This is a genomic window from Nostoc sp. CmiVER01, from assembly GCF_034531135.2.
GTDB lineage: Bacteria > Cyanobacteriota > Cyanobacteriia > Cyanobacteriales > Nostocaceae > Nostoc.
On sequence record NZ_JAVRBU020000034.1, the window covers coordinates 1 to 24,103 of the forward strand.

18 protein-coding genes and 1 pseudogene are annotated in these 24,103 nt (G+C 40.4%); 14 read left to right on the top strand and 5 right to left on the bottom strand.

The window, feature by feature from the left end; translation table 11 throughout:
- Positions 1–65: 65 nt before the first annotated feature.
- The 4 genes from RMZ43_RS34550 (at position 66) to RMZ43_RS34565 (ending at position 7,072) form a co-directional block, all read left to right on the top strand.
- Positions 66–575 (top strand): helix-turn-helix domain-containing protein, encoded by a 510-nt coding sequence (locus RMZ43_RS34550; protein WP_322652178.1) that lies wholly within the window; start codon positions 66–68, stop codon positions 573–575.
- 166 nt (positions 576–741) lie between these two features.
- Complete coding sequence (locus tag RMZ43_RS34555) at positions 742–1,125, top strand: transposase (protein WP_428850966.1); 384 nt, start codon at positions 742–744, stop codon at positions 1,123–1,125.
- Positions 1,109–1,285, top strand: coding sequence for a hypothetical protein (locus RMZ43_RS34560; protein WP_322652180.1), 177 nt, complete (start codon positions 1,109–1,111; stop codon positions 1,283–1,285). Before RMZ43_RS34555 ends, RMZ43_RS34560 begins: the two co-directional genes overlap by 17 nt.
- A gap of 339 nt (positions 1,286–1,624) precedes the next feature.
- The gene (locus RMZ43_RS34565) at positions 1,625–7,072 is read left to right on the top strand and encodes a trifunctional serine/threonine-protein kinase/ATP-binding protein/sensor histidine kinase (protein ID WP_322652181.1); all 5,448 of its coding nucleotides are present in this window, start codon (positions 1,625–1,627) and stop codon (positions 7,070–7,072) included.
- 81 nt (positions 7,073–7,153) lie between these two features.
- On the opposite strand, the gene hisC is transcribed toward RMZ43_RS34565, so the two are convergent.
- Entirely contained in the window at positions 7,154–8,242 is a 1,089-nt protein-coding gene (hisC, locus tag RMZ43_RS34570; protein WP_322652182.1) for a histidinol-phosphate transaminase, read from the bottom strand.
- A 343-nt stretch (positions 8,243–8,585) separates the two neighbouring features.
- Between hisC and RMZ43_RS34575 the strand changes: the two genes are divergently transcribed.
- Positions 8,586–9,215 (top strand): rRNA large subunit pseudouridine synthase E, encoded by a 630-nt coding sequence (locus RMZ43_RS34575; protein WP_322652183.1) that lies wholly within the window; start codon positions 8,586–8,588, stop codon positions 9,213–9,215.
- The gene (locus tag RMZ43_RS34580; protein ID WP_322652184.1) at positions 9,212–10,243 is read left to right on the top strand and encodes a VOC family protein; all 1,032 of its coding nucleotides are present in this window, start codon (positions 9,212–9,214) and stop codon (positions 10,241–10,243) included. Before RMZ43_RS34575 ends, RMZ43_RS34580 begins: the two co-directional genes overlap by 4 nt.
- A 103-nt stretch (positions 10,244–10,346) precedes the next feature.
- Here RMZ43_RS34580 and fdhD read toward each other — a convergent pair whose 3' ends face one another.
- Positions 10,347–11,186, bottom strand: coding sequence for a formate dehydrogenase accessory sulfurtransferase FdhD (gene fdhD, locus RMZ43_RS34585; RefSeq protein ID WP_322652185.1), 840 nt, complete (start codon positions 11,184–11,186; stop codon positions 10,347–10,349).
- Positions 11,187–11,310: 124 nt separating this feature from the next.
- Between fdhD and RMZ43_RS34590 the strand changes: the two genes are divergently transcribed.
- Positions 11,311–12,492 (top strand): serine hydrolase domain-containing protein, encoded by a 1,182-nt coding sequence (locus tag RMZ43_RS34590; RefSeq protein ID WP_428850965.1) that lies wholly within the window; start codon positions 11,311–11,313, stop codon positions 12,490–12,492.
- A gap of 57 nt (positions 12,493–12,549) precedes the next feature.
- Here RMZ43_RS34590 and RMZ43_RS34595 read toward each other — a convergent pair whose 3' ends face one another.
- Positions 12,550–13,218, bottom strand: coding sequence for a Uma2 family endonuclease (locus RMZ43_RS34595; protein WP_322652187.1), 669 nt, complete (start codon positions 13,216–13,218; stop codon positions 12,550–12,552).
- A gap of 351 nt (positions 13,219–13,569) precedes the next feature.
- Here RMZ43_RS34595 and RMZ43_RS34600 point away from each other — a divergent pair, with 351 nt between their 5' ends.
- Complete coding sequence (locus tag RMZ43_RS34600; protein WP_322652188.1) at positions 13,570–14,019, top strand: orange carotenoid protein N-terminal domain-containing protein; 450 nt, start codon at positions 13,570–13,572, stop codon at positions 14,017–14,019.
- Positions 14,020–14,204: 185 nt separating this feature from the next.
- Here the strand turns inward: RMZ43_RS34600 and RMZ43_RS34605 are convergent, their stop codons facing one another.
- Positions 14,205–16,427, bottom strand: a complete 2,223-nt coding sequence (locus tag RMZ43_RS34605; protein WP_322652189.1) for an FdhF/YdeP family oxidoreductase — start codon at positions 16,425–16,427, stop codon at positions 14,205–14,207.
- 281 nt (positions 16,428–16,708) lie between these two features.
- Positions 16,709–16,939: pseudogene (locus tag RMZ43_RS34610) on the bottom strand (hypothetical protein); the annotation flags it as partial.
- Positions 16,940–17,162: 223 nt separating this feature from the next.
- Between RMZ43_RS34610 and RMZ43_RS34615 the strand changes: the two are divergent.
- The 6 genes from RMZ43_RS34615 (at position 17,163) to RMZ43_RS34640 (ending at position 24,082) form a co-directional block, all read left to right on the top strand.
- A complete protein-coding gene (locus RMZ43_RS34615; protein ID WP_322652190.1) occupies positions 17,163–18,635 on the top strand; it encodes an AAA-like domain-containing protein in 1,473 nt (490 codons plus the stop codon).
- Positions 18,636–18,749: 114 nt separating this feature from the next.
- Entirely contained in the window at positions 18,750–20,327 is a 1,578-nt protein-coding gene (locus RMZ43_RS34620; RefSeq protein ID WP_322652191.1) for an AAA-like domain-containing protein, read from the top strand.
- A gap of 453 nt (positions 20,328–20,780) precedes the next feature.
- Positions 20,781–21,122: an anti-sigma factor antagonist gene (locus RMZ43_RS34625; protein ID WP_322651350.1), complete on the top strand. Its 342-nt coding sequence runs from the start codon at positions 20,781–20,783 to the stop codon at positions 21,120–21,122.
- 39 nt (positions 21,123–21,161) lie between these two features.
- Entirely contained in the window at positions 21,162–21,596 is a 435-nt protein-coding gene (locus tag RMZ43_RS34630) for an ATP-binding protein (protein WP_322652192.1), read from the top strand.
- A gap of 38 nt (positions 21,597–21,634) precedes the next feature.
- The gene (locus tag RMZ43_RS34635; RefSeq protein ID WP_322652193.1) at positions 21,635–22,480 is read left to right on the top strand and encodes a PP2C family protein-serine/threonine phosphatase; all 846 of its coding nucleotides are present in this window, start codon (positions 21,635–21,637) and stop codon (positions 22,478–22,480) included.
- Positions 22,481–22,519: 39 nt separating this feature from the next.
- Positions 22,520–24,082, top strand: a complete 1,563-nt coding sequence (locus RMZ43_RS34640) for a CHASE2 domain-containing protein (RefSeq protein ID WP_322652194.1) — start codon at positions 22,520–22,522, stop codon at positions 24,080–24,082.
- The last annotated feature ends 21 nt before the right edge of the window (positions 24,083–24,103 follow it).

Sequence of the window (24,103 nt, forward strand, 5' to 3'; positions counted from 1 at the left end):
TTATACCAATTTAATATGAAGCTGCATATAATAGGGGAAAGCAAACTCGGTAAGTTGATATACCCATGAGCCGCCCATTTCAAATTGAGATCGCCGAGAGCGAAGAGGAACTAAAAAAACGCCTACAAACAGCGTCTTCAGGAATCCAAAAAGAAAAGTTACAAATGTTGTGGTGGCTCAAGAGTGGTCAAGTCAACCAACAGCAAGAAATTGGAAAACGCTTGACCAGAGATACTTCAACGGTGACAAGATGGTTGCAGAAGTATAGAGCGAGTGGACTGTCTGGCTTGTTAGAAATTAAGAAAGCAGCAGGAGCAAAACGAAAAATTAACGATCAGGCACTCGCTTCCCTTAATCTTGAACTGGAAACAGGGAAAGGATTTAGTAGTTACGGTGCAATCGTCGAGTGGTTGAAACAAGAACATGGACAAGACATAGAGTATGCAACGGTTTATGCATGGGTTCGATATCGATTAGGGGCAAAACTAAAAGTGCCTCGCCCTCAAAGCCACAATCAAGACGAGAAATTGATATCTGATTTTAAAAAAAACTCGGAATTATTCTTAATTGTCTAGAAGAACATCTAGCACCCGACAAGTATATTCGCTACCTGTGCCAGGATGAAACGAGGGTGGGACTGAAAACTCTCACAGGAAAAGTGATTACTGCCTCTGGAGTCAAGCCGACTGTTGAGGTGAAATGACCACGGGAAAATTTTTGGATTTATGGTGCAATTGAACCATTGACTGGAGACCACAACATTATGAGTATCCGAAATTGAATGGCGAGTGTTTTCAACAGTTCTTGGACTGGCTATCTCAACAATTAGGCTCAGATTATGCTATTTTACAGGTTGACCAAGCACCTGCTCATACAAGTTCAGCGATTCGTTGGCAAGAATTTATTATTCCTCTGTATCAACCACCTTCAGCCCCTGAACTCAATCCCATTGAAAGGCTTTGGCAGCTCCTCAAGAAACTACTCAAAAATCAACTTTTCTCTTCTTTACAGACTTTACCCGATCGCATCCAAGAAATATTTGACCAACTTACACTTGAGCAGGTAATATCTATCTCTTCTTATAACTTTATTTTAGAAGCTCTTTTCTATGCAGCTTCATATTAAATTGGTATCAGTGGAGAATCAACCTATTAAACTGCAACGACGTGGGTTTACCCTTGCTCCCGATGGTGGAGTTCCGATGGTGATGGTTGGAAAACGAGAAACACGCGCAAGTCTTAGACCGGACTTACCAAAAGCTAACTCATCCCACGGTTTTTCATGAAAAGTCGTGGATTTTGAGTCATTTGTCCTTGCTTATTAGGAACGCAGATTTAATAAAGTAAAAAAACCTTACCCCCAACCCATCTTTTTACTAAAGAGAGGGAAGACTTTGACGAAGGTCAAAGGCGGGGTGAGGTTAAAAACTATATCTGAATGTTATTTCATTCACATTCCTTAGCCATTAGTAGCAAACAGAAGCCTCATCTAAATTCCTAGCTCCAGCAAGGACTACCCCCTGCCTTCTTCACTTCCGATTTGAAGAGTTAATTTAACCTGAATTTCGGGAATTATTATAGGAACCACCAAAATTTATTATAAAACAACATTCAGCCAAGTAATAATGCTTAAATTAATTGCTCGTATCCCGGATTATAGTATTGCAAGTTTAATTTATGAAGCTACTGCCACAGTAATTTATCGGGCATACTCCAAGGCTAACGAGCGCTCAGTTGTTATCAAACTGCTCAAGGCAGAATATCCGACTGTCAAAGAGATTGCTCAAATTAAGCACGAATACGAGATTATCCAAAACCTAAACATTGCAGGTGTGAGCAAACCCTATGAATTAATCAGTTATGACAACGGTTACAGCAATGGTCTAGCAATGGTTTTAGAAGATTTTGGTGGAGAATCTTTAAAAGCTCAGATATCTAATACAGGCTTTGAGCTTAGAAAATTTCTTAACATTGCCGGTCAAATTACTGAAACTTTAGGAGAGTTACATACCCACCACATTATTCATAAGGATCTTCAGCCGGAAAACATTCTTTATAATCCCAATACCGAAAAAATAAAATTGATTGACTTCAGCATCGCTTCGCTGCTGTCAAAAGAAAGCCCAGAAATCAGTAGCCTCAACCTCTTAGAAGGAACGCTGGCTTATATGTCGCCAGAACAAACTGGACGCATCAATCGAACCTTAGATTATCGGACGGATTTTTATTCATTAGGTGTCATTTTCTATGAATTGCTCACGGGTCGGCTCCCTTTCCAGAATGCCCAAGACTCAATGGAATTGGTGCATTGTCACATTGCGAAAATTCCAGTAGCTCCGCACAAGATTAATCCTAATGTACCACTGGTAATCTCTGCGATCGCTATGAAACTTCTGAGCAAAACTGCTGAAGACCGCTACCAGAGTGCTTACGGGTTAAAGGCTGACCTAGAACAAGCAGCAATACAACTGCAAACAAAAGGCAGCATTGACCTTTTTACCTTAGGCCAGCAAGATTTTTCGCATCAATTCCAAATAGCTCAAAAACTTTACGGTCGGGAAGTAGAAGTGGCGGCTTTAATGGCTGCCTTTGAAAAAGTTAGTCTTGGTTCTAGTGAAGTGGTGTTGGTAGGAGGATATTCAGGTATCGGCAAATCCTCACTAGTTAACGAAGTTCACAAACCGATTGTCCGGCAACGAGGTTACTTTATCGGTGGCAAATTTGACCAACTCAAGCGAGATATTCCTTATGCTTCTTTGATTCAAGCATTTCGAGAATTGATGCGACAACTGTTAGCTGAAAGCCAAGCCAGAGTTGAGGTTTGGAAAAATAAATTACTACAAGCATTAGGAGTTAATGGTCAAGTTATTATTGATGTCATCCCGGAAGTAGAACTGATTATCGGAGAGCAAGCACCTGTACCACAGTTGGGTGTTGCTGAGTCTCAAAACCGTTTTAATCGGGTGTTTAAACAATTTATCCATGCCTTTACTGCTGCTGAACATCCCTTAGTACTATTTTTAGATGACCTCCAATGGGCAGATGCTGCCTCTGTGAAGTTGGTCGAAAATTTGATGACTGACTCAGAAAGCCGATATCTATTGCTAATTGGGGCTTACCGAGATAACGAAGTTAGTCCCACCCATCCACTGATGCTAATGTTAGAGACAATTCAAGCATCTGGGGCTACTGTTGAAGAGTTGTTTTTGAAGCCATTAGCAACACCTCATATTACTCAACTGGTTATTGATACGTTCAATTGCGAATCATTTCAGGCCGAACCTTTAGCTGATTTGCTATTTCAAAAAACTCAAGGTAATCCCTTTTTCTTGACTCAGTTACTAAAAGTACTACATCAAGATAATCTCTTAACATTTGATTATCGTTCGGGTTTATGGCAGTGGGAACTCAACAAAATTCAGGAACAAGCCATTACCGATAATGTAGTCGATTTAATGGTGAATAAAATTCAGAGATTGTCAGAACCAACGCAGCAAGTTTTACAATTAGCTGCTTGTGTTGGAAACCGTTTTAATTTAGAAATTCTAGCTGTAGTCAACGAAAAATCTACATCAGCCACAGCAATTGATTTGTGGGAAGCTTTACGAGCCGGATTAATTCTTCCTTTGAGCGATACTTACAAAATTCCTCAGTTGTTGAATCAATCGGAATTGGCAATATACTGCAATACGGCTGTACAAGTTGACTATAAGTTTTTGCACGATCGCGTTCAGCAAGCTGCCTATTCTTTAATTCCAATCGATCAGCAAAAACAAGTACACCTGAAGGTAGGTAAGTTACTATTACATAATACTGAAAAATCCCAGTTGGAAGAACATCTTTTTGATATTGTCAACCATCTCAATGCTGGTAGTTCATTGATTGTGGAACCAGCAGAAAGATATGAACTGGCAGAATTAAATCTGAAAGCAGGTCAGCGAGCAAAATCATCTTCGGCGTTTGTAACTGCACTCAAATTGCTGAAAACAGGAATGAGTTATCTACCTGAAAATAGCTGGCAAGATAATTATTTACTCACCTTAACATTATATTTGCAAGTTGGAGAAGCAAAATTTTTAAATGGTAAATATGAGAAAGCTTTGCTGATTTTCGAGCAGACTTTCAGCCAAGTTAAAACTACTCTTGATATGTGTCGGGTGAATGAATATCGAATTATGTGTTATCGGATGGAGAATGATTTAAACTCCGCATATAAAATTGGGCTAAATACTTTGGAGCTTTTAGGCTTGGAGTTTACAGCTTATCCCGATGATGCATATCTGTTAGAAAAACTTAATTATACCAAAAAAGTTATTGGCGATCGCTCAACTTTTAGTCTCGCAGAACTACCGCCAATGCAAGACGAAGAGAAGTTAATGGCTCAACGCATCTTAAAAGAAGTCTGGCCTATTGCCTACTTTTTAGGATCTAAAGCGTTGCATATCACATCGATGAATATAACTCAACTTTCAGTTCAGTATGGCAACTCACCAATTTCGGTATTTGGCTATATGCTTTATGCTTTTAATCTAGTGTTTCATTACGGTGAAGTTGATTCAGGTTATGAGTTTGGCGAACTATCCTTGCATTTACATGAAGTTTTAAGAACGAAGGAATTAGAAGCAAATATTTTAAATATGTGGGGCGGTTTAGTTTGTCACTACAAAGACCATATTAGCGAGAGCAAACCTTATTTGTTGAAGGGATTTAATAGTGGTTTAGAAACAGGTTCTTATCAATGGTCTGGTTATTGTTCGGTTAATTTTTTATGGCAATCATTATTTGGAAATGAATCTTTAGAAAAAACCGCAGAAATAGCCGAAGATTTTATTCCTAGCCTCCGCAAAATTGACAGAAATATGTTGAACTACCATCTGCTGGCTATGGAAGCGATCGCTAACCTGACTAAGCCAACAGATAAGATTGATCGACTTGTGGGAACTTGGGCAGATGAAGGGCAAGTGTTAGAGTTTGCACAAGCGTCTTCGGATATGTTGAGTGCATTTGTAGTTTACATCTATAAACTTGCGCTCTGTAACTGGTATGGAGAATTTATCAAAGCTGTTGAGTATGCAGACAATGCAGAAAAATATGTAGGGGGAGCGCGAGGAATTTTTATTAATCCTGTTTTCTATTTTCATCAAAGTATTGCCTTAGCAGGGGCTTATGCGGAGGCAGATACAGAAACTCAAGCGATTTATCTGAACAAATTAAATGTCAACTTAGAAAAATTCCAACAATGGGCAATGCACTGTCCAACCAATTATCAACACAAGTTCTTGCTGATTCAAGCTGAAATTGCTCGGATTCACCAACAAGATTATCAGGCAATGGAACTGTATGATAAGGCGATCGCTTCTGCTGCCGAAAACGGTTATTTACAAAATGAAGCCTTAGCAAACGAACTCGCATTTCGATTTTACTTAGCCAAGGATAGGAAAAACTTTGCCAAAATTTATTTAAAAGAAGCCCGCTATGGCTATTTAAAGTGGCAAGCTACGGGTAAAGTTCGGCAACTAGACGAACAATATTCCCAAATTTTTAGAGATACAGTCGAGCGCCGTAAGGCTACAAAACAGATTCAGGATATTTCTGAAGCTAAAACCCAAGCTCTAGATATCAGCACAGCGATTAAAGCATCCCAGGCACTTTCAAGCGAGATGGAGCTAAATCCTCTGCTAGAGAAGATGATGACGATCGCGATCGAGAATGCTGGGGCCCAAATGGGTTATCTACTTGTAAAACGAGAGAACCAGTGGATAATTGAAGCCGAAGGAAGCATTGATCGAGATCAAGTGACAGTGCGATCGTCCAGTTTGTTTCTAGTAAAGCATAAACTACCAGTTTTGCTGATTAACTATGTTGAAAGAACAAAAGAAAATTTGGTTTTAGACGATGCTAGCCACACAGAGCGTTTTCTGAATGACTACTATATTGTTGCCAATCAACCCAAATCAATTTTGTGTTTGCCTTTCTCTCATCAGGGTAAGCTAACTGGAGTTCTTTACCTGGAAAATAACCTCACCACCGGAGTCTTTACCGCAGAGCGATTAGAGGTATTGAACTTGTTAACCTCGCAAGTTTCCATCTCTATAGAAAATGCTCGGCTCTACACAAATTTGCACATATACTCCCAGGAGTTAGAAATTTCGGAAACACAAGCGCGTGAGAAAGCAAAGCAGCTAGAACATACCCTTGATGAATTGAAGCTTACCCAGTCTCAGATGGTGCAAAGCGAAAAAATGTCTAGCTTGGGGCAGCTGGTAGCAGGCGTTGCTCACGAAATCAATAACCCAGTCAGCTTTATCTACGGCAACTTGACTTACGTTAATAATCATGTCAAAGACTTGATGAGTGTAGTAGAACTTTATCAGCAGCAAAATCAGAATTTACCGCCTAAAGTTCAGAATGAAATAGATGCGGTTGACTTAGATTTTTTAATGGAAGACTTACCTAAGCTGTTGGCTTCCATGAAAGGGGGAACCGATCGCATTCGCCAGATTGTATTATCTTTACGAAACTTTTCCCGCCTAGACGAAGCTGAAGTCAAAGCCGTTGATATCCATGAAGGCATTGATAGCACCCTAATGATTTTGCAAAATCGGCTTAAACCCGAACCAAACTCTCCGGGAATTCAGGTAATACAGGAGTACGGCAACCTGCCACCCGTAGAGTGCTACCCTGGCCAACTGAATCAAGTATTTATGAACCTGATCGCTAATTCGATTGACTCTTTGGAAGAATTTAACAAACATCGGACTTATGCCGATATTGCACGTCAGCCAAGCATCATTACAATTCGTACTAGTGTTGAAGGCGATTTTGCCGTCATCCGCATTGCTGACAACGGTTCTGGTATTAGTGAAAATGTGCGGCGGCAACTCTTCACACCCTTTTTTACTACCAAACCTGTTGGTAAAGGCACTGGTTTAGGGCTATCTATTAGTTACCAGATTGTGACTAATAAGCATCGAGGACACTTGGAGTGTGTACCAGTTTTAGGACGAGGGGCTGAATTTATGATCTCTATCCCCCTTAAGGCAACGCAGGGGGAGGCAGGGGGAGTTATGTAGGTTCTAGTTGTGTAGGTTGGGTTGAGGAACGAAACCCAACATTTCGGGGGCTTTGTTGGGTTGCGCTTTGCTTAACCCAACCTACAATTTTTCTCCCCCTGCCTCCCCTGCTCCCTCTGCCTCTAATAAATAAATTAGTGCCTCCACTAACGCCTGATTTTGTTCATCAGTACCAACAGTAATGCGTAATTTATCATCTAATCCAGGCTGCTTGAAGTAGCGGATTAAAATTCCTCGTTCTTTTAGTTTTTGATAGAGATATTCTGCATTTCCTTCTTTTGGCTGTACTAGCAAAAAGTTAGCTTGGGAATCCCAAAGATGAAAACCTAATTGTTTTAAGTCTATTGCTAACTGATTCCGCGATGCTTTAATTTTTGCCACACAAGCATTTTTATAAGCTTGATCGGTAATCGCAGCCGTACCAATTGCACAAGCGATCGCATCAATGTTATAGCTATCTTTCACCTTAAACAATCCCTGCAACAGCTTAGGATTTGCCACCCCAAATCCCAGCCGTAATCCAGCCAAGGAGTAGCCTTTAGAAAGTGTGCGAATTACGATGACGTTTTCGTAGTCCTTTACTAAAGCCAATGCATTCTCTTCGGTAAAATCTATGTATGCTTCGTCAATCACTAAAACTCCCGATAACTGGCTGGCTAATTTTCGCAGATCATTTGTTGCTACCACATGCCCCGATGGACTATTAGGCGACGCAATGAATGTCACACATCCATTGGCAGCAATTAGTTCTTCTAAAGGTAAACTGTAGTTCTCACTGTAAGGAATCTCAATAATTTCCGCAGCCTGCATTTCTGTTAATGTGCGATATAGCACATAAGTTGGCATGGGATAAACTACTTTCTTTCCAGGTTCTGCACAGGCTCGAATCACCACGCTCAACAATTCGTCACTGCCATTTCCCACAATTATCCAATCGCTAGGAACACCTAAAACTTTACTTGCAGCTTGCCGGAACTCCCCCCCGAAAGGTTCTGGATACCGCCGCAACCACTCGCCATCAATATTTTGCAGCACAGCTAACGCCGCAGGTGAAGGAGGATACGGGTTCTCGTTACTGTTGAGTTTAATTATTTTTGTACCGCGTTGAGGCTGCTCACCAGGAATGTAGCTAGCCATTGCATCTACATTAGAGCGAAAGTAGTTGGTCATAGAGCATGAGATATGGAAAAAACAGATTCAATTTTGGATTTTAAATTTTAGATTCTTCTTAAATCGAAAATCCGAAATCTAAAATTGGCAGAGTTAGGATTTCACTATGCAGTCAATCCTTGGTTCAAGGAAAGCAAGCTACGCATAATGTTCCGCATAAAAGGTATTATCTGTTAGAGAATAACTGTTAATCTACCTGATTTTAGGCTTAACCCAGAAGCATTGAGAGGGGGCAGGGGAGCAGAGGGAACAAGGTGACAAAAGTTTAGAACTTCCAATAAGTCTTTCCCCTTGTCCCCAAGTCTCCTTGTCCCCAAGTCCTTTTTCCAATGCCCAATGACAAATGACAAATCATTACCGATATATTATTTTTTACAAACCCTATGGCGTTCTGTGCCAGTTTACAAAGGATGCTCCCACACATAGCACTTTGAAAGATTATATTGATGTACCTGATGTGTATCCTGTGGGACGCTTAGACTGGGATAGTGAAGGGTTGCTGCTGTTAACGAACGATGGACAATTGCAACATCGTCTCGCCCATCCGCGTTTTGGTCATAAACGTACTTACTGGGTACAGGTAGAGCGAATTCCAGATGCAGATGCGATAAAAAGGTTACAAACAGGTGTGGAAATTCAAGATTACCGCACTCAACCAGCAGAAGTTAGGCTGTTACCACAAGAACCACAGCTACCTGAACGCAATCCGCCGATTAGATTTCGCAAAAATATACCGACAGCTTGGCTAGAAATGACTTTGACAGAAGGAAAAAACCGCCAAGTACGGCGCATGACTGCGGCTGTAGGGTTCCCCACTTTGCGATTGGTTAGGGTTAGCATAGCCCACCTACAACTAGATAACCTACAATTGGGTCAATGGCGCGATCTCACTACATCTGAACTGCAATTTCTGCATAATTTCAGTAAATTGAAAAGTTTTCCTCCAAAAACGAATAATCCAAAATTGCTATGACTCAAGAACAACAAACCACAATTGCAGGTATCTATGAAGTTTGTATCGGCATTCCAGAGCCAATTTCTGCAATTCAGTATTGGGAGCAATTTGGCTATCGCATTGGTGAAATCGGTGAATTAACCGCAGATGTAGCCAATCAATTATATGGGGTAAATTCATCTTTACGCTCAATCCGCCTCTACCACCAAAATTCAGATCATGGTTTGATTCGGCTGATGGTTTGGCAAAATCCCACTCATGAAGGTTTGGGAATAGCCTCAATGAAAATTAAGGGAAATCGCTGGGCGACAAGCTTAACGGCAGATGTTTTAAATATTTTAAATCATATAGAGGATGCTAAAGCGGCAGGTTTGTCTATTAGGTACTCTATTCCTTATTGGGAAGTCATCTACAACAAAGAGAGGAAAAGCCGTCCTTTTATTGAGCCAGCAGTTGGTGTGCGAGAAATGCTGCTACTGCAACCCTTAGCTCGACAGGTTTTATTTCAACGGTTTGGCTATACACTACCGCATTACGGACAAGTTAACCATAATGCTGCTCTTAAGACTAGTCAGTTTACCCATATAGGAATCGTTGTTCAAGATGACACCAAAGAAACGCTGAAGTTTTATGAAGAAGTTTTGGGTTTACTGCGTGTGCGTGATGATGTCGAAACTAGCTATGAATCTTCACCAGCAGGTAAAGATATTTTTGACCTTAATCCTGGTGAAAAGTTTATTGTTACGGCCTTTGATGATCCCCGTTCTTCTAAGTCTGACCTGATGGCCGCACGCAGTGGTAGACTTTATATCATTCGATTCCCAGAAGAGATAAATTTAGAATCGCGCTTTGAGGCTGCCCAACCAGGTAGCTTGGGTATGTCTTTATATACCTATCGGGTAAAGGGAATACAGGAGTATTGCGATCGCATCAAAGCAAGTACTGTACAAAAAGTTACAGATATCATTAGTAATGAGTTTGGTGAAATGAGTTTTTCTTTCGTTGCGCCAGATGGCTACTTCTGGACTTTGCTAGAAGGTAATTAAACAATTCGCAATTACGTTTTGTAACGGAGATTTTACACCGAGACAAAACGTGCTATGTGGAGGCAAGGGAATTAAACCCTTAAACTTTGTTAAAATCGTGTTCTTAAGTAGTGTTTATTCTTTGCAAACCAGTGTAAATATTAAACCGTTCTCCGCGCAGGAATCCAATTAAGGTAATCCCGAATTCCTTGGCGACAGATACCGCCAAACTACTGGGAGCGGAAACAGAACAGACAATCGGAACTCCAGCAGTTGTAGATTTTTGCAAAATCTCAAAACTAGAGCGTCCGCTTACTAAAACAATACAATTATTTAAAGGCAACTCGTCACTGAGCAAAGCTGTACCAATCAATTTATCCAAAGCATTGTGTCGTCCAACATCTTCGCGCAGGTTTAACAGTTGTCCTTGAGCATTGAAGGTAGCCGCAGCGTGCAAACCTCCTGTAGCTGTAAAGATACCTTGAGCAGCCCGGAGCTTATCAGGTAGGCTGTAAATGATCTCAGGTGTTACTGTTAGCCCAGAAGGAATCACTAGACATCCCCGCAGACGCAAAGCTTCCAGGCTAGCTTTACCACACACTCCACAGGCGCTACTAGTGTAGAAATGACGCTCTAAAGGCTGTAAGTCTGGAATCAAACCATCCCGTAGTTCTACATTTACGATGTTATGGCGTTGTTCACCATCGACCAATTCATCCACACAGTAACTGATACGCCGAATATCTTCTCTGTGGGTAACGACTCCTTCACTGTAGAGGAAACCAGCAGCTAGTTCAAAATCTGCCCCTGGTGTCCGCATGGTTACAGCTACTGTCTTCTGGAGAGGGACGAGGCGAATTTCTAAAGGTTCTTCGGTGGTGAGTTGGTCTAAACGCGATCGCATTTTACCATTTTCTACTACCCAGACACTGCCTTTGGTCTTGCTTTTAATTGGCATTTTCATATTTATAAGAGTTGGTGAATCTAAATTTTGATACTAATCTGGGAACAAAGTAATGCTATTTGTATATCAGATGTCAGGTTGATGCTCACCAACTACTTTGTGCGGTTTCTGTTTAGTAAGTAAAATGAACTTAAGATTTTTGGCTTTCAGAAAAATTTTATTTGCAATAGTCTTTGTGATTTCCCTTGGTTTTACAGGATACTTAGTAGCTAATAACATTAGTCAGAGAATAATTGGAAAATCTCTTGCTAAACAAGTCATATCTACCTCCACCGTAGGAAAAAGTTCTCAGCTACAGAAAGTTTTAAATGAGATAGTTGTAGAACAGAATATCCCTGGTGCAGTAATGTATATTAATACACCTAAAGGTTCTTGGATAGGAGCATCTGGTGTCAGTAGCTTGTCAACTAAAACCCGAATGAAATCTACAGATGGCTTTTCTATTGCCAGTATGAGTAAAACTTTTATGGCAGTGGTTGTGCTGAAGTTAGTGGAGCAACGGAAGATAGAATTAGATCAGGCGATCGCAACCTACTTACCAAGAGATATCAGTCCTCATATTGTCAACAGCGACAAAATTACAGTTCGTCAACTGCTTAACCATACTAGTGGTGTTGCAGAATACTTAGATACAAAAGAGTTTATTCAAGCTACAGCTAAAAGAAGTCGCTCACAGCCTTGGACAGCCAGAGAAGCAATTAAGTATATGTACCAAGAGCAACCGAAGGCAAATCCCGGAGAAAAATTTATTTATACTGATTGCAACTACATTCTTTTAGAACTAATTGTTGAAAATATCACTAGAGGAACTCTCGCACAAGCAATTCGTAGTCAGATTTTAAAACCATTAGGATTAAAACATACCTTCACAGAACTGCGCGAACCGACAATTGGAGAAGTAGCTACAGGTTATGGCGATCGCAATAAGGATGGTAAGCTAGATAGCTACGCCAAAGTCAATGATGGTAATGGTTTAGGAGATGGTGGATTGGTTTCAACAGCAGAGGATTTAGCAAAGTTTGCTAAAGCATTATTTGTCAAAAAAACCTTACTCTCTCCGAAGATGATGAAAGAAATGTTGAAATTTAAAGATAATGGTGAAGGTTATAGCTATGGGTTGGGTGTAGAAAGGTTTTCATCTCCTTTGGCAAAAGCAATTGGGCATAGTGGTATAGCTTATGGCTTCGCAACATTGCTAGCATATTTGCCTAATGAAAATACCACTATAGTAGTGCTGCTAAACAATCAGAATGTTGATATTAAATCAGTAGCTAGGATAGGTCTAGAAGTTGTTGAAAATAAATGATATTTAATTACTATAATCACAAAAAATCAGTTAAATTTGCTTTTCCCTGCCATTGAGTTAAATCGTATCTGGGTCAATGTTCAGTTCTCGCAATTTGGCTGCTAGGCGTTCAGCGCGTTGTTGTTCTTGTTCAACAACTTCTTCCGGTGTAGGAACTAGATTCCCTTCCGCAGTGAAATAGCGCAATTTATGTTCATAAACACCCAAGTACAAATTTAACTGCTGACTCCATAGCCATCCTTGAGGATTAGGTTCTATCGGTTCATAAGTACCGCCAATCAAGATAAAGCCAGTAAATTCTAAATTATTAGGATCGAACCAAAAATATTCTGGTGTACGAAAGATATCTTGAAAAATTTGTTTTTTCAAACCCTTGTCAGTTGAAGCTGTAGAATTCGAGAGAAGCTCTACAATTATGTTGGGATATTTCCCATCTTCTTCCCAAACAACCCAACTTTTACGAACTTTGCGTTGACAGCCCAGCACTACAAAAAAATCTGGCCCCCGGAATTCTTCTGACCTCTTCTGGCGTTGGCTGTAGTAAATTGTCAAATTACCCGCAGCATAAAAGTCATTGCGGTTTCGCCACCACAATTCTAAAGATTGCAATAGCAGAATTATTTGGCGTAGATGTAATTCGCTTTCCAAAGGTGGTTCGTCACTATATAAATCCCCTAGAGGAAATATTACATCATTTGGTAATTCAAAATCTTTGGCGGCGGACATGGCTGCAAGTTTTGGAGTGAGATGGGTGATATAAATTTACTGTAATCTAGGTTTGTTTTTCCAGACGCGCGATCGCATTATAATCAAGAACCCTTTCAAGCGATCGCTTACTGTTACAGACGCTACTTCAAGTTTTAACATTTATTTTTGCTTTATATACATCGAAGCGGGCATTTTTGTAACTAGCAACTTGGGTTATCTATATCTGTCTTATGTAGTGAGCCTTATACCTACCCTAAGTAGGGTTATCTATCTGAATTTGTTCGTTAAGTTATATGAAGTACTCAAAGCAAACCTTCTCAGTAAGTAACTGAGGAAATCAAAATAACCTTAACTTAGTTGGAGTTTTTTATGACTTACACAGCCGATGAAGCAACAAAACCAGCTTTAGAAAGTTTTAAAAAGTTTGATGTAGATACTCAGCTAGCCCTACTTTGGTTCGGTTATTTGGATCTTAAAGAGCAGCTACAGCCTGCACCTCCTGAAAGGATAGAAGTTCCCGCTAAAGCAGTGTTTGACAGATTTCTGGACTTATCTAAAGAAGAGCAACTGCAAGCGCAACGCGACATTATTAATGGTGCAGCTAACGAGATCAGCCAAGCCTATAATGCTCTAAGTGCCAATTCCAGATTAGACGTTTGGCTGCTGCTGGCACAAGGTATGGACAATGGAACTATCATTCAAGTTCCGTCCGACTATCAACTACCTGGTGAAACGGATGAATTTGTCGCATTAATCAAAAATCTAGAGTTTGAGGAGCGGATTAATTTCATGCTGACTGTGGTGCAAGCCTTCGGTTAGTTAAGTTCCAGAACTCTCAATACTTTCTAGAATTGGGCATAACTCAAAGTAGCAAATTAAGCTAGACTTGGCTGTTTTTGCTCTACTTTAATAGACGGTAATTTAGAACTACCGCAGAGATGCTTATCTTTGCGGTAGTCTTAATGCAAGTTAATTTTGTTAAAACTGGGAAAATGAGACTTGATTTAGATTTTTTCCAACCGCACGATCGCATTATAATCAGGAACTCCTTCAAGCGATCGCTTACTTTTATCGAGTAGCACATTCCCTTCTGGCCAATGTACTTGCAAGTTTCCTGACTGAATTGGCGCAATGTAGACTTGACACAACAACTCGCCTAAATCATTCTTAAGAAGGACGCGATCGCTATCTTTTAAACCCAACTTTGTTGCATCAGCAGCGTTCATTAGCACCGCCTCTCGCACCGCTCCAGTAATTGCATCCTTGCGTTCTTGCACCATACTATTAAATTGTTTACCTCGGCGGGTTGCTAATAAAAAATAACCCTCTGGTAATTCTCTTTGGCGTGGCAATAATACGCCAAAATGTGCTTTACCATCTGCTGTAGGGAAATTCCAGCCAAAGCACAAATGTGACCCACCATATTGAAACTGATCGCCAGCTTGCTGTAAATGTTGAATACCAGCATATTGCGGGACAACTTGAGCAATTTCTTGACGGATAGCAGCTGTATCAGCAAAAGCCAGCTTATCTGCCAAATCTGGTTTTACTTGCTTTGCTAATTCTAAAAATATTTCCCACTCAGGACGCGCTTCCCCAATACGCGGCCCCGGAATCTCTGGACTGAAAATTACCCGGCGTTCGGTGTTAGTTTCTGTGACTCCCCCTGGTATTTCGTAGCGAGTTGTTGCAGGTAACAGCACCACAGTATCAGCAGGTTCCACCAACATCTGGCTAGAGAGAACAATATCTATATGTACCCGCAGGGGTATTTTCTTCAGCGCCGCTTCCACATAATCTGGTTCTGGCAGTACTTCTAAAAAATTACCGCCTACAGAAACCAACACATCTATTTCCCCCTGATGTGCGGCGTTAATCATTTCTGGAGCAATTAAACCTTTACTTGCTGGTACATCAAAGCCCCAATGCTGACTCAATTGGGCAGCATTTTCTGGGGTGATAGGTTTACCACCAGGAAATACCGTCGCGTAACATCCCATCTCTGCACCACCCTGCACCCCAGAGTGGCCGCGAATTGGCATTAAACCGCAGCCTTCCCGACCGACAAAACCTTTGGTGAGAGCTAAGTTAATAATACTTCGCACATTATCTTCGCCGCATTCATGCTGGGTAATGCCCATACTCCAAACAAATACGGCTTTATTTGCTGCTTTGACCATTTTGGCAAAGGCGTACATTTCATCGCGGGATGTTCCAGAAAGCCGCTCTAATTCTTCCCAAGATTGATTTTCTAACGATGCTTTGAGTTGGGAAAAGCCAACTGTATATAAATCTATAAATGACTGGTCTACCCAATTGTTAGCAATTATATGTTTAATAGTGCCATTCAAAAATGCTATATCCCCGCCCATGTTGATTAAGAAGAAGTCTTCGGCAAACTTTGTACCGAAAACGGCACTTTCTACAATTGAGGGAACCCAGTAACGCTCCATTCCTGGTTCGCGGTAAGTATTAATAACTACAATCTTTGTGCCAGCTTTTTTAGCATAATGGAGATACTTGACGGTAACAGGCTGATTGTTAGCAACATTAGAGCCAATGAAGACTAATAAATCAGTTCCAATCCAGTCTTTATAAGAACAAGTGGTAGCCCCTGCACCGAGAGCAGCTTTCAGCCCTGCTGTACTGGGAGAATGGCAAATGCGGGCAGCATTATCAATATTATTGCTTCCCATTGCTCGGACAGCTTTTTGGGTAGCATAATAAGTTTCGTTGACAGTACCGCGACTGGTAACATAGAAACTGAGGCGGTCTGGTGTAGTGGAACGGATGCGATCGCTAATTACTCCTAAAGCTTCATCCCAACTCACACGGCGAAAGCCTTTTTCCCTTCGTTGACGAATCATCGGGTACGGGAGTCTTCCCAAGTCACGTAATTGGACACTTTTTTGCTTTTGTAACTGTGAAACATCTTCCAATATTACAGGGTCAAAAGCTGGCATAGTATTCATCCGCAACAACCGCAACCGGACATTGCAAAGATGGATGCCATCTAAAGTCCAATCCTTCATTCCGGTTGTTCCGAGAGCGCAACCATCGCAGACGCCCTTATCCAGAATATTCCACGCGTAAGGTAGTTTGTTGCGAGATAGCCAGATTGCCCGAAATACCTCCCAGTAGTTATTGGGATACTGTTCGCCAATGCCAAATGGCTTCCAACTTGCCCAATTTGAAGGTGTCCAGTGCTTTTTGGGTTTAGGTAGCATGATGCAATGTGTAAGTTGCTGGATTCTCTTAGGCTATCGTTTTGATTACGAAATGAGTAGCAGACAGTTAAAAATCCTTTTACTTGGCGAATATACCAAAATGAGACATTAAAAGCTGCTTTTGCTTGCTGAATCGCGGGAATCGTGCAGAAGACTTGTGTAGAACCCGTAAGAGTGAAAGTAGCCAATTTATTAGAAAACTGGAAAAATATAACTTAGCTTATGTAGTAGCAATTTCGTTGTAATCATGGAAGTCTGGTTGCCAGCAGGGCAAAGTGTTAGAAATATTTATTTCCTCGCACTAGCTCTTGAATAAATTTTAATCCTGCAAAGCTTCTATTTATTACACCAACTGCATCGGTTGGTAAATTAGGCATCATTTTTGAGCCAAATTTATAATCATGCTCATGTCCAAAGTTAATGAAGTTATCTTCTAGACTTCCACTAGCTAAATTTAGATAACTGAAAAGTTTTACTTGATGACTTAGCATCCATAACAACTTACTGGTCATTTAATCCTTCGCCCAAAATTTAGCATATTTTAGGCTATTACTATTGACTTTTTCTTAATATTCAACACTTTTTTACGGAACAACTTGATATCTGCTGTTGATTTAGGATAATCTACTTTTATCTCGACATATCTTTATATTAATTTTAGGTAAATAAATAAAGAAAGTATGAAAAAGTCCGTTAAAGTCATATCTAAAATAAACTTTATTACTTTTTTTACAGATGAATGCTGAAGAAGGACTAGTAATTTTAGATACATTCCTTAAAAAAAGCTTAAATGAGGTTCAGGAGTTAGTATTTCGGAAAGCTTGGGAAGGGGAAACTTATTCAGAGATAGCAGAGACGTCTGGTTATGACGCTAATTACATAAAAGATGTAGGTTCTAAGTTATGGAAGTTACTATCACAGACTTTAGATGAGGAGGTCACAAAAAGTAATTTTAAGTCAGTTTTAAGAAGGCGATCGCGTCGCACCGACTCAGCAGAATCACAAAGTAGCGTTTTTCAAATAAAATCTCAGAATGCACAGGCAGTAATGAGAAATTATCAGCAATTAAGCAAAGAAAGAAGGGAAACTGAAATTATCTCTGAAAATAGAGGTATATCAAGCTTTTCTTTAGAAACCAGGGAGCTAGAGCCAAAAAAATCTCTAATCCTCAATTCCGATTTTTTAGAAATTCCTAGTGGTTCAGTACCACTCAATTCCTATTTTTATGTTGAACGTCCTCCTATAGAAAAACGCACCTATGCCGAAATAAATAAACCCGGAAGCTTGATCCGAATCAAATCCCCTAGCCAAATGGGGAAAACCTCCCTGATGCACAGAATTCTGGCTTATGCAAGACAGACTGGGGTACAAACTGTGCTAATCAGTTTGCAGAGAGCAGATAGTCAAGTTTTCACTAGCTTAGAAAAATTCCTCCGGTGGTTTTGTGCCAATGTCAGTCGGCAGTTAAACTTAGAGCCAAGGTTGGATGATTATTGGGATGAAGATATTGGCAGCAAAGTAAGCTCCACCTTATATTTACAAGGATATGTGCTACAGCAAATCGATTCTCCGGTAGTCTTGGCTTTAGATGAAGTGAATCGAATTTTCGAGTATCCAGAAATTTGTAGCGACTTTCTACCACTGTTGCGCTCTTGGTATGAGGACGCTTCCGAACTAGAAATCTGGCGAAAACTTCGGCTAGTGGTAGTTCATGCCACTGAAGCTTATATCCCCTTAGATATCAATCAATCTCCTTTCAATGTTGGGCTAGCGATTAATTTATCAGAATTTAGTTTAGAGCAGATGCAGGATTTGGCACTGCGTCATCGACTCGATTGGGCTAAAGACGAGGCAGGAGTGAAAAATTTGGCTCCTCTACTCGCTATGATTGGTGGTCATCCCTATCTTGCTCGCATCGCTTTTTATAATTTGGTATCTCAAGAGCTAACCCTAGAACAGCTACTAGAAGAAGCTCCGACAATTGCCGGAATTTATAGCAACCATTTACGGCATCATTTAGCAAACCTCCAAGGACATCCGGAACTAGCAGCATCACTCAAATCAGTAGTTACATCTGTTGAAGGTGTGCCCTTAGAAGCGATCGCTGCCTATAAATTAGAAAGTATGGGTTTGGTAAAACTTGAGGGAAATCGGGCGATACCTAGATGTGAATTGTATCGATTATATTTTCGTGAGCAATTAAATTAAGTTATAAACTACCCACTACATTATGCTTGGCATACTATGGGGGTTTTAAAGCCCAGATACCTGATTAAGTGTTAAATCACCTAAGTTTCAGTAGGTGTCTTCTGGAGGTTTTAGATGAATATGTATGAATATCAAGTTGGCGGCAGTCTCAAAACAAATGCTCTCACCTATGTAGAACGACAAGCTGACATTGAACTTTATAATACTTTGATTTCCGGTGAGTTTTGTTATGTATTTAGTTCTCGACAAATGGGCAAGTCGAGCTTGCGGTTACGAACGAAGCATCGATTAGAACAAGCAGGTTTCAGTTGTGCTTCTATTGATATGACCCGCATCGGCAGCAGCAATATTACTCCTTCTCAATGGTATAAGGGCATAGTAGTTGACTTATTAAGAGGTTTTAATTTATGGGAAAAAGTAAATTTAAAAGCCTGGTGGTCAGAGCGAGAAGATTTATCTGCATTGCAGAGATTGAGTCAATTTGTCGAAGATATTTTGTTAATCCACCTCAAAAGTGAAAAAATCTTTATTTTTGTCGATGAAATTGATAGCGTTCTGGGACTAAATTTTCCAGTCATCGATTTTTTTACTCTTATTCGGTCTTGCTACAACCAGCGAGCCGAAAATCCAGAATATAACCGCTTAACCTGGGCACTGTTCGGAGTAGCAACGCCCTCGGATTTGATTGCTGACCAAAATTGTACCCCATTTAATATAGGTAAATCTATTGATCTGCATGGCTTTATGTTGACAGAAGTTGAACCATTAGCAGCAGGTTTAGAGGGTAAAGTAGCTAATCCTATGGCTGTTCTTAAAGAGATTTTGGCTTGGACGAATGGTCAGCCGTTTCTCACTCAAAAGTTGTGTCAGATAGTGGTGCAGGAAAGAGATAGCAAAGGAGTGGAGGAGCATAGAAGCTTGGAAACTGGCGATCGCTACAAGTTAGATGATCATTTACCGATTATTAATTATCATCTGATAAATTTTTATTACCAATTTCCATCGTTAATTTTAGAAAAGTTAGTGCAAACGCACATCCTGGATAATTGGGAAGCCAATGATGAACCGGAGCATTTAAAGACAATCCGCGATCGCTTACTCAGAAATGAGCAACATACTGGAGCATTGTTAGGACTTTATCAGCAAATTTTACAGGGTATTCAAATATCCTCTAATGATGGAGAAGAGCAAATCCAGCTGCTATTGTCAGGGTTAGTGACCAAACAGCAAGGGCAACTAATAGTCAAAAATCGCATTTATCAAGAGGTTTTCAACCAAACTTGGGTAGAAAAACAATTAGCCAAACTGCGACCCTACTCCCAAGCATTAGATGCCTGGGTAGCCTCAGAGCATCATGACTATTCACGGCTATTGCGCGGGTCAGCTTTGCTTGAAGCTCTAGCTTGGTCACAGGGCAAAAGCTTGAGCGATTTGGATTATCATTTTTTAGCGGCTAGCCAAGAATGCGATCGACGAGAAGTTGAGACGTGGTTAGAGGCAGAGCGTGCTAAAGAAGTTAAAGCTCGATTAATTCAAGAGCAAAAAGCTGCCAGATTTCAAAGATTATTTTTTGTGGGCGCATTCGTTTGGGTATTAATACTCGCTTTAGGATTGGGGATAGTAACTTTCTCCGAGTATGGCAAGGACTGCTCACAGAGATCCTATCGTGTTCGGTTAAAGACTTATTATTAAGGCTGCAAGGGGGCAGGGGACAGGGAGCAGGGGGAGAAAGGGTTTTCAGGTTTTTGCACAGATGCGGAAATTATAACTAATCAGCCGGACATGATATGAGTAGCAATGAATAATTTAGGCGAATTGAAAAATGCCATTACAACTAGGCTATGACTTTTTCTGACTAAATAGTACAACAACCTTGAATTGTTCGGAAAAATTCATAACTATTTAGGACTTTATCATGCTGCATTTATTTCATAAAAAGCTTAATTTAAAATCATGATTAAACCAAATTACTCAAGGCTGAAATAAAGCCAAATACACATCAATACTGCTCGGTTAAACATTTTTAACTCGGATTGAGTTTGGGGAAAAGGTTAAAGGTTTTTTCTTTCCCTTTTTTTCCTTAACCGAAAAGTATTGAAATACACATAAGTTCCAGCTAAAAAATAATCTCGTTCAGGAATAAATATGATGACTTTCAATGCGACTCTGCAAATAAATAATGATATCGCCAAGATTAAATTATCTGGCGAACTAGATGCAATGACTGCACCGATTTTCAAAACAGAAGTAGACAAAGCAGCATCCTTTGGCGTAAAGTACCTAGTTTTACTAATGCAAAATCTAGAATATATGTCTAGCGCAGGTCTACGGGTGCTAATCTTCGCTAAACAAAAGATGGGTGTAAATGTTGATATTTATGTCGTTGGCGCTCAGGAAATGGTAATTAGCACATTGAAAAAAACTGGATTCGATCAAAGTGTAATTTTAGTAGATGAGGATAAGACTATTGAACTTGAAAGCGCTTAAAGGAAAGCATATTAATTAGTTTTTTACAAGGCGATTGATATGCAACCTTCTTTAAAAGTGCCTGCAACTCTGGATTCACTTTCAAAAATAGCTGAATATGTGCTGGCAGCTACTGCATCTGCTGGTTTAGATAAAAAAGCTGCCTATCGCTGTCGCCTAGCAGTAGACGAAATAGCTACTAACATTATTTCCTATGGCTACGATCAAGCGGGTTACACGGGAGTATTGCATTTGCAAGCAGATATTGATGAGCAAGCTTTGACAATTTCTATTGAGGACACAGGTTTAGCTTACAACCCTTGTGAGACTAAACTTCCAGATAAAGATGAGTTAAATATGCCCTTAGAGGAGCGTTCAATGGGTGGTCTAGGGATATATCTTGCACTTCATGAGGTCGATAAGTTTATCTATGAACGTATCAACGGCAAAAATCGCAATATCTTCATTATGTATCGCATTCCATCAGCACAGTAAAATTGCTCAACAATTGTACTAGCGAGGCTTATCTATAAATGAAAACAGAGCATGAGCTTCTGCTTTTTTACGAGCGAGACTTACAAATCGCTCGCATGATTCAAGCCGACTTCTTGCCAGAAGCTCTGCCACAGATACCAGGGTGGGAAATAGCTGCCTGCTTTCATCCAGCCCGCGTCGTAGGTGGAGACTTCTATGATGCTTTTCCCCTTGCTAATCACCGAATTGGGATTGTGATTGCGGATGTTTGCGATAAAGGGGTGGGTGCTGCGTTGTTTATGTCTCTTTTCAGAAGTTTGATCCGGGCTTTTGCCCAACAGAATTATACTCTAAGCTGGTTGGATGCTCTTACCGATAAGGGCAGTAAATCAATTAAAGAGGGACGACAACGGGCACAAGCTCCTAGAATCGGCACAACAGTCCTCAAAAATGCAGTTAGTCTGACAAATAATTACATTGCCAATAATCACAGTCGAATAAATATGTTTGCCACGCTTTTCTTTGGCGTGTTGAACCCAGGCACAGGTTTATTGCACTATGTTAATGGTGGACACGAACCTCCAATCATTTTCGGAGCAAATGGCATTAAGGCTAGGCTTAAGGCTACTGGCCCGGCTGTTGGCATGATGCCCAATAGAGAGTTTGGGATTGATCAAATTCAGTTAGAACCTGATGATATCTTAGTAGCTTACTCTGACGGTGTTACTGATGCCCGCAACCCAAAACGTGAGTTTTTCGGCGAAGAAAAACTACTATCTTTACTTCAGAAGCCTGCTTTATCAGCTACTGCTGCACTTGATCGGATCGAAGCAAGTGTGTATGCTCACATTGGTGATGCAGATCAGTTTGATGATATTACCATGCTAGCTCTGCATCGTGTTTAATTTCGAGTCTAGCGATGCCTTCGCAAGGATAAAAAATGTGTGATTTCTAAGTTTTCTCAGAGAATTAATTCTGCATTGCCTCGTTTGCAAGGGGTGTACACAAAATTATTAATCCCAAGTGCCAGGGTGATTTTTAGTGGTGCGATCGCCACAACTTTGGTAATTGGGATGCGGCAACTTGGTTTATTGCAAGCACAGGAACTCTGGGCTTTCGACCAGTTAGTTAGATTGCGTCCTGACGAAGGTGTTGATCGCCGTCTGCTGATAGTTGCAGTAACTGAAGAAGATATCCAACTGGAAAAGAAATGGCCATTAAGCGATCGCACGTTAGAACAGGTCTTAAATAAACTAGAGCAACAGCAACCGCGAGTTATTGGTTTAGATATTTATCGAGATTTTCCCATATTACCTGGTAATAAAGAGTTAACCAAACGCTTTAAGCAGAGCGATCGGATTATTACTGTTTGCAAAGTTAATGATTCTTCCAATAATCCAGGAATTGCACCTCCTCCTAATGTCCCAAAAAACCGGATTGGATTTTCAGATTTGCTAGTAGATTCCGGTGGGATCTTGCGTCGCAATCTACTATTTATGAATCCACCTCCAGTCAATAAATCTAATGGAAATCCGCATCTATGCCAAGATTCCACCGCCGATCTCTTTTCTTTCAGTCTCCAGCTAGCACTAAATTACCTAAAAGTAGAAAAAATCGAGCCGAAGCTTACTTCATCCAACGAGTTAAAGCTAGGTTCAACAATATTTAAACGCCTCAAACCTAATTCTGGCAGCTACCAAAATACTAATGTACGGGGGTATCAAGTTATGCTTAACTATCGTTCTCCTCGCCACGTTGCTCAACAAGTAACCCTTACAGAAGTATTAACAGGCAAGGTTAATCCTAACTGGATTAAGAACCGTATCGTCCTGATTGGCACTACCGCAGAGAGTATCAAGGACAGTTTCTACACACCCTACAGTGCGGGACAGCAAAAAGACCAAGAAATGTTAGGGATTGTGATTCACGCACAGGCAGTAAGTCAAATCCTGAGTGCTGTCTTAGATCATCGTCCTTTATTTTGGTACTGGTCAGACTGGGGCGAAACTCTATGGATAGGGATATGGTCGCTTTTCGGAGGAATAGTGGCTTGGCATATTCGCCACCCTATACGCTTTGGACTGACTATTGTAGCTGCATTAGCAGGCTTATGTGTGATATGCTTCGGTTTCTTTTACCAAGGAGCTTGGATACCCCTAATACCACCTGTATTTACATTCATAGGAACTGCTGGAAGTGTGGTGATTGTAGACCGATTTAATAAGTCAGGATACACAAAGGCAATTTACGATCGCCTTAAAAATCCTTTCAAATTAAACATTGAAATTGACCATTCAAAAAAAGAGCGCCAAGTAGCCCAAATTACACAGACGGAATATTTTCAAGACTTACGAAAAAAGGCGAAGGAACTTAGGAGTAAAAAACCTCTGGTTAATGAGACTAAGAAAAACCCTCAAACCTCTGTAAGTTCCGATCCAGAATATTTGCAACAGATGCATGATAAGGTAAAAAAAATAAAAACCCGGGCAAATAAAATAGACGAATAATCTATAATATCATGCATAAAA